The organism is Streptomyces malaysiense (assembly GCF_000980885.2).
Classification (GTDB): domain Bacteria; phylum Actinomycetota; class Actinomycetes; order Streptomycetales; family Streptomycetaceae; genus Streptomyces; species Streptomyces malaysiense.
Map to the genome: position 1 here is coordinate 179,487 of NZ_LBDA02000024.1, position 11,548 is coordinate 191,034.

The 11,548-nt window shown below is 75.6% G+C and carries 5 protein-coding genes; 2 read left to right on the top strand and 3 right to left on the bottom strand.

The window, feature by feature from the left end; genetic code table 11:
- Positions 1-277: 277 nt before the first annotated feature.
- From VT52_RS11965 to VT52_RS11975, 3 genes are read right to left on the bottom strand one after another with little or no spacing between them, the layout of a single operon-like run.
- Entirely contained in the window at positions 278-3,280 is a 3,003-nt protein-coding gene (locus VT52_RS11965) for a helix-turn-helix transcriptional regulator (protein ID WP_046424452.1), read from the bottom strand.
- Positions 3,281-3,337: 57 nt separating this feature from the next.
- On the bottom strand, positions 3,338-3,556 hold the full coding sequence (locus VT52_RS11970) for a hypothetical protein (protein ID WP_046424450.1): 219 nt from the start codon (positions 3,554-3,556) through the stop codon (positions 3,338-3,340).
- Between the two features lie 33 nt (positions 3,557-3,589).
- On the bottom strand, positions 3,590-6,640 hold the full coding sequence (locus VT52_RS11975; RefSeq protein ID WP_053055598.1) for a type 2 lanthipeptide synthetase LanM family protein: 3,051 nt from the start codon (positions 6,638-6,640) through the stop codon (positions 3,590-3,592).
- Between the two features lie 325 nt (positions 6,641-6,965).
- Between VT52_RS11975 and VT52_RS11980 the strand changes: the two genes are divergently transcribed.
- Together VT52_RS11980 and VT52_RS11985 are read left to right on the top strand one after the other, a co-directional pair.
- A complete protein-coding gene (locus tag VT52_RS11980; protein ID WP_053055597.1) occupies positions 6,966-8,375 on the top strand; it encodes a helix-turn-helix domain-containing protein in 1,410 nt (469 codons plus the stop codon).
- A gap of 231 nt (positions 8,376-8,606) precedes the next feature.
- Positions 8,607-11,447: a helix-turn-helix transcriptional regulator gene (locus VT52_RS11985; RefSeq protein WP_143070873.1), complete on the top strand. Its 2,841-nt coding sequence runs from the start codon at positions 8,607-8,609 to the stop codon at positions 11,445-11,447.
- Positions 11,448-11,548 lie beyond the last annotated feature (101 nt).

Genomic DNA, 11,548 nt, shown 5'->3' on the forward strand with positions numbered 1-11,548 from the left:
GACGAGGCGGCCGCCGACGGGAGCACGGGTGCCGAGGTGGCGGTGGATACGGCGCGGCGAGTGAGCCCGGCGCGGCGAGCGGCCCGGTGGCGGACCGCGCGGCCGTGCCGGGCCCCGACGCGGGAACCGGCGTGCACCGGCGGGGCAGGCCGGGCGCGGGCCGGGGCGCCGGAGCCCCGACGGACCGCGCCGGGGTGCGCCCGCGTGCGGCCGATCTCGCCCACGGCTGTCGCCGAGCCGGCGGCGCCGCGTGGTGCCCGACTGCCGGTCGCCCGGCTCAGCGGAGCTGCGCGATCATCTCGGTCGCGTAGTCGCACAGGGCCGACCGGTGCGGCCGACCGGTCTTGGTGAGCAGCTTGGCCACGTGCTTCTCCACCGTCCGCGGGGAGATGTACAGCCGCTCGGCGATCTCCTGGTTCCCCAGACGCGGCGCGAGCAGCAGGAACACCTCGTACTCACGCGCGGTCAGCCCCAGGCGTCGCAAGGGGGCCGGTACGGCGGACGTTCCGTTGCGCCGCTGCCGGACGGTCGCGCCCGCCTGGCGAAGCAGGTCGCGGCAGCTGTTGGCCACCGCCGGGACGCCCGCGCCGTGGAAGTACTCCTCGGCATCGCGCAGCCATCCCACCGGGTCGCCCCAGCCGTCGGCCATCGCCGTCGGCGCGACCAGCCGTTGACCGAGCCGACGGGCCATCAGGAACGGTTCGCCTGCTTCCTGGGCCTGGGCCACAGCGGTTTCGGCCTGCGTTCCGCGTCCGGCCCGGCCCTCGTGCACCGCGAACGCGAGCCGTTCGAACTGCCGGTTCCACGGCAGGGCCGCGGAGGGGGCGGCCGCGATCGCCGCGTGCTCCGCGGGATCGGCCTGCCCGCACAGCGCCCGCAGCAGCGGACGCAGTCCGTAGCGGCCGTTGAGGTGGTGGACGGAAGGGTTCTGCTCCTCCCAGGCGAACGCCTCGTCGAGTTCACGCAGTGCCTGCTCGTGGTCCTCCTCCAGCAGCGCGCAGATGGCGCGGCTGCCGAGGGCCTGCGGGGACTGCAGCGACTGCTCGCCGCCCCAGCGGCTGAACTCGGCCAGCTCCCGTTCCATCTGCCGGCGCCGCCCCTGGTGGGCAGCCAGCGCGACGCGGGTGAGCAGGAGGAACTGGTGGTTGTCGGCGTCCCTCAGCCGGGCGGTGCCCTCGACACAGCGGTCGGCCAGCTCCCGGGCCCCGGCGTAGTCGCCGCACAACACCTTCTGCATGGCCATGGTGGCCTCGGCCCGGTACATCAGTGCCAGAGCGCCGTGACCGAGTGCCGCGCGGTGGGCCCGCTCCAGCCGGGTGGAGGAGCCGGTGTACATGAAGTCGTTGACGCCCAGCCACATCAGGGTGTCGAGCTGCACCCCGGTCAGCCGGTGCTCGGTGGCGAGCACAAGACACTTCTCCAGGTACGAGTCGGCCTGCTCGAAGCCGTGCCGGCGTGCCAGCACCCCGAGCAACTGCCACGCCTCGCAAGCTATCTCGGGCAGCCCGGTGCGCTCCGCGCCGTCCGCGGCCTGCCGGGCCAGCCGTTCCGCCTCGTGCGTCCGGTCGCCGTCGCCGCCGCTCTCCTGCACTCCGGAGAGGACCAGATGGGCCTCGACCATCCTGACCGCCGGCCCGAGCGCGGCCGCGGCGGCCGGGCCGTCGCTGCCGGGAACCAGCCGCAGCAGCCGGTGGACCTGGCGCAGCCGGCCCGCGGCGTCCTCGAATCGCGCGGCTATCACACAGGCTCGGGCGATCCGGGCCTGCAGGGCGGCGGTCCGGGCCGCGTCCAGCGCCCCCGGGCCGGCCTCCGGCAACTCGTCGGCCAGTGCGCAGGCCCGGTCCAGTTGGCCGTTCTCCGCCAGCGTGTACACCAGCTGCTCCACCAGCGACGCCCGGTCGGCGGCCCGGTCCGGCGCGGACAACAGGTCGACGGCCCGTTCGAGCAGTGACACCGCGGAGTTGACGGCGCCCGCGGCCAGCGCGGACCGGCCGGCCTGCGCGAAGCACCGCGCGGCGGCCTGGGCGTCCCCGGCCGCCTGCCGCAGGTTGGCGACGAGGACGCACCATTCACCGGGCAGCCCGGGGTGCGCACGTTCGATCGCGTCGGCGCCGCGCGCCGCGATCGCGGCGCGTTCGGCGGGCACGAGTGCGGCGACCAGGGCTTCGGCGGTCAGCGCGTGCCGGAACTCGTACCAGTCGCCCACCGGACCGCTGGGCGAGACGAGGTGGGCGTCCATGCCGGCCCGCAGGTGGACCAGCAGGTCGCGGTCCGGCAGGCCGCTGACCGCCTGCAGGACGGCCAGCGAGAACCGCCGGCCCAGGACGGCGGCGCAGTCGAGCAGGGCCCGCCCGCCCGGACCCAGGCGCGCGGACCGCTGGGAGACGCTGTGCACCACGGTGCGCGGGACGTCGATGTCCAGATCGCCGCGGACATGCCAGCCGCCGTCCGGCCCGCGGCGCAGCACATCCGCGGTGATCATGCCGTTCAGCAGTTCCTCGACGACGAACGGGTTGCCGTCGGCGTCCCGGGCCAGCCGGTCGGCCACCTCCTCGGGCAGCGGGGCCACCGTGTCGTGGGGCGAGGGTCCGGTGGCGGCCAGTGCCGCTTCGGCCATCGCCCGCACCTCCTCGCCGGTCAGCGGGCGGGGTTCGCCGAGGACGGCGGACCGGCGCTGGGCGAGCTGCCGGGCCACCTGCTCGGACGGTCCGGGCCCCGGACGGAGGGTGGCCAGCAGAAGGATCGGCAGCCCCCGGATGTTGTCGCACAGGTACTCGACGAGGGCGAGGGTCTCGGTGTCGGCGTCCTGCAGGTCCTCCAGGACCAGGAGGCAGCCGGGATGCGGGTGCCGGGCCAGGTCACGGGCGATGGTGGCCAGCAGCCGCAGCGTCGCCTCGGCCGTCTCCACCGGCGAGGCCGGTGCGGCCGCGTGCCCGGCGGTGCGCCACTCGGGCAGCAGTCCGCCCAACGCCGAACGGTACGGGGCGAGTTCGGCGTCCTCGGGGAGACCGCCGAGCCGGACGAACGACATCAGGGCCTCGGCGACCGGACGGAACGGCGCGGCGGCGCCGCCGGTGGCACCGGACCTGCCGCGCAGCACCGCCAGGCCGCGGGTGAACCCGCGGAACGCGCACTCGGCGGCCAGGCGGGACTTGCCGATACCGGCCTCGCCGAGCAGGAACACCGCCCGGCCGTCCCCGTCCCTGGCAGCGGCGAGACTCGCGTCCAGCAGGGCGAGTTCAGCGCCGCGCCCGATCACCGCTGGTGATGTGATGAGCACCAGCGGATGGTATCTCCGGGTCTGATCATCTGCCAGGGGCGTGGTCCGGCACCGCCATCAGTATCCGCCGCCGCCCCAGGAAGTGAGGGACAGGGAGTACGTGGGGAACACGGTGGAGGCCTCCTCCTCCGTGTTGGCCAGGCCGGCCAGCAACTGGGCGCGGCGGCCGACGACCGCCCCGGCGCCCAGACGAATGCTCCCCGCCGGGTGGGCGGTGCCGGTCTCACTCCGGGAAGCCGGGTTCTTCCACGCGGTGACGAGGTCGTTGTCTCTCATGGGTTCCTCTCCTTCGACGGTCGGGATGGGCGGTTACGCGGCCGGCGACTGCAACAGCAGTACCGAGGGGACACGGGAGCCGAAGCCGAGCCGCAGCAGCCCGTGCCCGATGCCGGCCAGGCCGGTCAGCAACCCCGGGCTGCTCACCGCGTCGGGCGTCCCGCAGAGCGGGCCGAACCGGTCCAGGGCGGCCAGCAGCACCGCGGCGCGGGGCAGGGGCGCCCCGGGCCGGGCACGCCCCGCGACGGTGGCGGTGAGCAGGAGGTCGAGGACTCCCGCCTCGCCGTGGCACAGACTGTGGTCAACCGCGGCCGGCACGGCGGCGTCCGCGACGACCGCGTCCAGCAGATCGGCCAACTCGGGGACGTCCGCGGCGGCACCGCTGTCGGCGACCGCCAGCGCGGTGCCGGAGAGTCCGTCGCACCAGCCGGTCCCGGCCGGGGCCGACCCGTACCGGGCGGCCGACGTGCGCAGTGCCGCCAGGCCGGCCGCCGCGTGCGCGGGGCCGCCGCCGGCCGCGGCGAACCGCAGCAGCGCCCAGCCGACGCCGGCGGCGCCCTTGTCGAAGCCGCCGCTCGCCAGGCCCTCGGGGGCCTGGGCGGCGAGCCGGTCGGCGCAGGCCCGCGCCGTGCGGGCTGCCGTCGTCGACCCCGTGGCACGCCGCACGGCGAGCATCGCCGCCAGGCAGCCCGCGTCGCCGTCGAGGACCCCGGGCTGCGGGCTCGCCCCGGCCGCGGCCGCGGTCAGGTCGACCGCCGCGGTGGCCCAGTGGGCGATCTCGGGGTCGTCCAGCAAGGCGGCGAGCCGGCTGAGCGCGTAGGCGATCCCACCGAGGCCCGCGAAGCCCGCGCCGACGGTGGGCAGGTCGGCCGGCCGGCCGGCCAGCGAGGCGAGCAGGCCGGGCAGTGGGGCCAGCGCGCGTCGGGCGACCGAGGCGTAACGCTCGGTGCCGGTGAGGTCGGCGAGCTGGGCCAGGAAGAGTGCCGTGCCGCAGTAGCCGTGGGGCAGCCCGGCACCTTGCGGCCGGACTGCCCAGATCCGGCCGTCCAGGGGCTCCAGGCCCAGCCAGTTGACCCGCCGGCCGTCGTCCTGCGCGCCGGCCAGGATGTGGTCGGCGATTCCGCAGGCGGCGGCCAGCAGTCGGTCGGCGTCGGGCACGGTGCCGGCCGGCCGGGCGGGCGGCGCGACGGCGGCGCTCGGTCCGCTGCCGCGGCGCCGGGTCGCGAGCGTGGCGCGAATGACCCATTCCTGGTCGAAGCGGTCCGTCTCGCCCATCGCCGCGATCCGGCGCTCGGCCTGGGCCAGGCCGGACTCGGTGACCAGGCCGTCGGCCGCCAGCGGGCCGAGCGCCAGGTCCGTCGTACCGGGGGAACACGCGACCAAGGGGACGTCGCCCGCCCACAGTTCGGCGAGCTCGGCACTCACCAGCGCGCGCCGCCCCGGGTCACCGGCCGAGTCGCGCCACAACACGTCGAGGAGCCGGTCCCGGTCGAGCGCGTCGCGCAGGACGTCGGGATGAGTGGACTCGTCCAGCAGGCTCGCGAACCAGCGGGTGGGACGCAGCACCGCCCGTGTCACGTCGTGCGTGAAGCGGGACAACAGGCCGTCGCGGCCGATGAGTTCCGAGCGGCGGTCGGCGATCACGTCGTAGCCCGCCCTGAAGCCGGCGACGAGGGACTCCCGGTGGACGGCGGGGTCGGCTTCGGCGTCGCGAAGCCGCGGCCGGTTGGCCGAGCCCCGGAACACCCCCACGGTCCGCACCAGTTGCATCTCGTCCGTCCCGGGCGCCGACCAGCCCGTCACCTCGTCTGGCAGCGGGGTGTCCCGGTCACCGCCGATGCCGGAGACGTCCAGCACGCCGTGCTCGCCGACCATGAAGTACGGCAGCAGCGCGGTCCGTGCGACCGATGCCGTCAGCACCGCCTGAGCCGGGTCGTCGTCGGCGGGTCCGGGCAGGACCGGATGGAAGAGCGTCTCCAGGTCCACCAGGACGGGCTGGTCCGCGCAGGCGATCAGGTTCTCGAAGTGCATGTCGGTGGCGCCGAGCGCGTGGACCAGCGCCAGGAGCGCGCCGAGCCGCCGATAGAACCGGCCCACCTCGGCCTGGCCCGTGCACGGTACGGCCGGGGCGTACTCGACCCAGCCGTAGCCCGGCCGTTCCAGCAGTGCCAGGGTGCGCAGTTCGAGGCCGGCCAGACGGGAGTTGAGCCAGCGGACGGCGTCGTTGAAGTGCCCGTGCACCGTGACCGGGCGGGGCTTGAACACCACCCTGGCACCGTGTTCGAAGTGGAGTACGGCGACTGCCCGGCCGCGCTGGTGTCGGTCACCGGCGCCCGGGTCCACCCGGACCAGCCGCCCGGGGTCGATGCCGGCGAGGAGCCGGTCGACCAGCTCGGCCCGGTCGGTGGCCAAGCGCCGCAGCAACTCGGCCCATGCCTCCACGGCCTGGTCGCAGCACTGCGCCAGCAGCCGGGCCAGGACCGGATACTCGGTGACCAGGGCGCGCAGTCCCGGCCGCGCCGAGGCCTGCCGGACGAAGTCGGCGAACCGTCGTTCCGGAGTGCTCCCGCTCAGTCGCCCGCGCACTCGGAAGACGTTGAGTTCGAGCACCAGGGTCCGCCGGGCCAGCCGCACGAGCGCCTCGCTCAACCGGGCGGTGAAGCAGCCTCGGACAGCCTTCAGATCGGCCGGCACCTCGGGACCGCACCGATCGACGGCCCGCAGCAGCCGGTCGGCCGCCATCTCGGTGAACGGCGCGAGCACCGTGGCGAAGCCGTCCGACCAGGAGCCGTCGACGGGCAGCGGAGGGTCGGACGGAGCGCACGCCAGCGCGGCCTCGACGGTGGTGGCCCAGACGGGTTTGCCGATCCTGCCGGCCAAGGACGCGGGTTCCTCGGCGAGCAAGGCGCCCAGACCGTCCTCGTCCAGCCCCAGATCCGCCAGGCGGACCCGCAGCAGCGCGGGCGAGGGGTAGTCGGACCGCCAGGACTCGGCCGGGCCGGTGGCGTTGACGCGTTTCGGGGCTGACGGCAGCCGCTCGGCCAAGGCCACGCCGCCGACCCACCATGTCTGCGGATCGATCACGCTCGCGATCCTGTCATCCCCCGCCCGCACCCCATATGGGGGACGGCCCCCATATTCCGGTGCGGGCGGCGGCCTCGACCGGCCGGCGCGGTGGAATGCGGGGGGCGGTCCCCATAGGAACCCGGTACCCGGCAGGCGACGCTCGGTCCAGCACGGCGGCGGTCACGGCGTGACCGGGCAACGACGTGCGGATCGCGAAGGGGAGATGTCCATGGGGCGAAATGCCCTTCCACCACGCACCCGAGCACCGCGGATCACGGTGGGCCAGAACGCCCCGCCGGTCCTCGCCGGCGGACGACGCACACGCATTTCCTGGAGGCGCGCCATGAGCGATGACCAGGCCCTCGGGCAGCCGGTGCGGAGCCCCGGCGGCCCCGGCACCGTTCAAACACGCGCGACGGGCGACGAGTTCACCGGCGTCCCGGGGGAGGACGTCCTGCCGCCCGGCGCCGCGGGGCGCGTACGGCGTTCGGCCGGCCCGGCCGCGCGAGCTCTCGCTCGCCGGTCCCTGACCGCCCGCGCCGCGAACCGACGGCTCACCCGGCGGCGGCCCCGCCCGGCCGCCCTGATCTCTCCAGGCGCCCGCCGGCTCGGCCCGCCGGAAGGCCGCAAGAGGGCCCGGCCGGGGGCGCTGCCGGTCTGGAGGCAGGAAGCCGACGCGGCCCGCTGGGCGACCGCGCTCGCCGCGGCCGGCGGCGTCGGAGCGCTGATCGAGGACCCGCGCACACGTCTCCACCCGGCGGTGGACGCGCTGTTCTGCGGCCGCGTCTCCGAAGCGGCCTCGCTGGTGGAGACGGCCTGGGCGGACATCGACCGGCTGCGGCTGCTCGGCGTCCGTGGCCACGGACCGGCCGCGAAAGCGCTGATCCGGGCTCACCGGGGTCTTCGAGACGGGCCGGCCGACCCCTCGGCGCGATTCGACGCCCGGTGCGGGACACGTGAGGACGAGATCCAGATCGTGGAGGGGCTCGGCCACGCCGTCCGCGAGCTGCTGCACGGCGCCGGCGAAGCCGCACGGGCCCGCCTGCGGCAGCTGCACGCCAAAAACGCCGACCGCGCCGGCAGCGGCGAGCGCTTTGACACCCATCACCTGTGGGGCCGGTACGGCCTCACCCTGCTGCTGGACTGCGTGGACGGCTCGGCGGGCCGGGCAGAGCACGCGGCGGTCGCCGCGCACCCTGCCAGCCGGCTGCCGTGGAACGCGCTCCTCGTCCACCTCGCCGACGCCGTCCTGGCCGGACGCGAAGGCGCTCCGGCCGCGGCGGAGACCGCGCTCGGGCGGGCTCTCGTGGTCGCCGCGGGCTGCCCGCCGGCTCGCCATCTCGGCCTGGGACTGGTCGCCCGCACGGCCACCCGGGACGGCTGGGGCGAGCCGAGCCGCTGGCTCCAGGAAGCCGAACGCTTCTACGCGGCACACGGGATGCACCCCGCCGTACGGCACTTCAGGAGCCAGCTGCGCGACCCCGGCGAGCGGGTGCGGCAGCGCCGGCACGGCAGCGCCGACGTGCCCGAACGGCTGTGGCGCCTCGGTGTGACCGTGCGCGAGTTCGAGGTGCTGGCCCGGCTCGGCCGCCGCCGCACCAACCGCGAGATCGCGGCCGAACTCCATCTGTCGCACCGCACGGTCGAACGGCATGTGGCCAACCTCCTGGAGAAGACACAGGCTTCCAACCGCCGCGAGCTGGCCGCGCTCCTGGCCCGGGAACAGAGGGATCCGGTCGGCGTCTCCGGGTGATGTCCGCTCCCGCGATCGCGATCCGTCGCCGTCAGCCCGTCAGAGCCCTTGAGCCCGTGAGCCCGTGAGCGACAACCCGGCGCCGCCCCCGAACGCCCCGCGCGGGACGGCGGCGGCTCGTTCCGGTGAGGTGCCGCCGTGCCTGCCTCGGCCATGGCCCTGCCCCGATCGGGGCGGGTGGCGCCGGCGCCGGAGAGCGCGCGGCAGACCGAGAGGATGACGCTCCCCCAGATGAGACGTACAGCAACGCACACCCCGGTGATGTTCGAGGAGTTGGTCGGCGCCTGCCTGGACGGCGTGTCGCTGCTGGTGGAAGTCGTCGGTGAACCCGGCAGCGGCAGGACCCGGTTGCTCGCCGAGCTCGCCGCCCACGCGCGTCGTAGCGGACTGCTCGTGGCAGACGGCCTGCAGGCGGTGCCGCCGGGCCGTGGCGCCGTGCGCTGCCTGGACGATCTGGACCGGGCCGGCCCCGAGACGGCACAACCGCTGCGACGGCTGCTGGCCGAACCCCCGCCCGCACCGACCATGATCACGTACACGGCGTCGACCGGCCAGATGCCGATCTGGCTGGTGTCCTGCCTCGCCGGCGCCAACGAGGTCTACCGGACCCACCGGATCCCCGTCGGGCCGCTGACCCGGGAGGCCTTCGCCGCTCGACTGCCTCCTGACACGGGACCGATGCGTGAAGCCCTGCTGTACGAGCTGAGCGGGGGTGTCCCGGGCTGGCTCGGCCTGCTCAACTCGCTGACGACTCGTCAACTGTGGGAATGGGCGACCACCGACCTGCCGCCGGGCGCGGTCTCGCTGCCCGCCGGCTGTCCCCCGCTGCGCGAACTCACCGCACTGGCGCCGGAGCAGATCGAGACGGCCCGCTGCGCCGCGGTACTCGGAGATCCGTTCGCCCCCTCACTGGTGGCAGCCCTCACCGACCGCGACACACCGACGGTATTGGCCGTGCTCGACGGACTGGTGGCACGCGACCTGATCCGCGCGGTGGACGGCGGAGCGCCGCTGTTCCGCTTCCGCCATCCGCTGCTGCGCACGCTGCTGTACGCCGGAACGCCCCCGGGGCGGCGCATCAGCGCACACGCGAGAGCCGCGGCAGCGCTGGACCGGGTCGGCGCCCCTGTCGTGCAGCGGGCACCCCACCTCGCGCGGTCCGCCGAGCCGGGCGACCGGCGGGCCGCGGGACTGCTGGCCCGCGCGGCACGGGACGTACTGGATACGCGGCCGTCCACTGCGGCGTCATGGCTGCGAGCCGCCCTGCGCATCCTGCCCGAAGCCCCTCACTGCCCCGCGAGCTCCGAGGACGCCGACGGCCCCGCGAGCCCCGAGGACGGAGCCCCCGACGACACGGGACCCGGCGAGCGCTTCCGCACGGCGGCGCTGCTCTACCACGCGGCCGAGCGCACCGGACAGTACGACGAGTGCCGGCGCCTCCTGCCCACCTTGCTGGAGGCGGCGAAGACCGGAGCCACGTCCGTGACCTCTTCCGGGGGACTGCTCGACAGGGCCCTGATAGTGGACCTGCACGCCCGGCTGGATTCCGGCCTGGGGCGCCGCCGCTCCGCACGGGCACTGGTGGAGGCCGAACTGGCGTCCACCCCACGGACCGGCGGTCACGGCGAGCGCGTCCTGCACCTGCGGATGGCCACGATGGCCGCGGCCGAGGGAGACCTGCCCGCCGCCCGCGACCACGTGTACCGGACGCTTCGGCACGCCTCCGGCACTCCCGACCTGCTGTGCATGGATGCGGCGGCCACCCTCGCCCTGGCCGAGGCGACGACCGTCGGCGACACGCCCGAGGGGTCTGATCCTGTCCGCCGTGCCGACCCGGCAGATCCGGCACTCCCCGGCGACCGGCCCGTACCGGGGCCCGGCCGGGCGAGGGCGGCCGCCGTCACCGGGATTTCGCAGGCCGTTCGGACGGCCGACGCGCTGAGCGACTCCGAGCTGGCCGCCAGACTCGACGCCGTCGCCCGCCTGGGCTGGGCCCTCAACCTGGAGGAGCGGTACACGGACGCGCTCCCCCTGTTCACCCGTGCCCTCGGACTCGCGCGCCGCACGGGGCGCGTCGCCGCGCTGCCGCCGCTGCTGCTCGGCCGCGGCCACGGGCATGCCGCGGTCGGCGGCCTGTCGGCCGCGCTGCGCGACACCCACGAGGCGGAGGAGACCGCCGGTGTGCTCGGCGACGGTGAGCGTGCCGGCCGGGCGCGGTTGCTGCGTGCCCGGATCACCCTGTGGCGGGAAGGTCCGGACGACGCGGCGGATCTCGCCGCCCAGGTTCTGCGGCAGCACCCGGGTCCCGGGGCGCTGGAGGAGACGGCGGCCGGTGTGCTGGGGTGGATCCGTCTGGCCCAGGGGCGCCCCGAGGAATGTCTCGAACTGGTGCTGCGGGCTGCCCGGAGTACGGATCGGCCGCTGGTGGCCGGAGCGCGGGTGCTGTGGTGGTCGACGGCGGCCGCGGCGGCGTCGGAGCTGGGGCGGACCGCTGCCGCCCGGGAGTACTCCGCGCTGGCCGCCGGCAGGGCGACCGTCTGCCGGACGGCGGGAGCACGAACCGAGGTGCTGCGTGCGCGGGCGCGGCACGCCCCGGACGAGGCCGCCGTAGGGCTGCTCCGCGCCGCGGTGGAGCTGTCGGCCGTGGCCGGCCTGGCGGCCCTGGAGTGCCAGGTCCGCCTCGAACTGGCCCAGCGGTGGCTGGCCGTGGGCCGGCTGGAGGACGCCGCCACCGAGGCCGGCCGGGCCAAGGAGTGCGCCGACCGCATGGGCGCCCGCTGGCTGCGCGGGATCGCCGTGGACACCCAGCGCAGGATCGGGGCCTGCAGGCCCCGCCGGGCATCCGCGCCGCTCGGTCCCCGGAGCCCGGTCGGGGAGGCGCTGTCGGAACGGGAGGGGCAGATCCTCGGCATGGTCTGCCAGGGAAAGTCCAACAGGGAGGTGGCGGACGCGCTGTTCGTCTCCGTCAAGACCGTCGAGGCGCATCTGACCAGGATCTTCCGCAAGACGGGCGCTCGTTCACGGGCATCCCTGGTGGCCGCCTTCGCCACGGCGCGGCCCGCCCGGGTGTGACTCCGTCCGCCGGAACGGGACGGCGCGCTGCCGGTTCGGGGCTGCGGTCTTCCCGGCAGCGGCGCAGGCGTACCGCGCGCGCGTCTTCCGGGAGGCCCGGG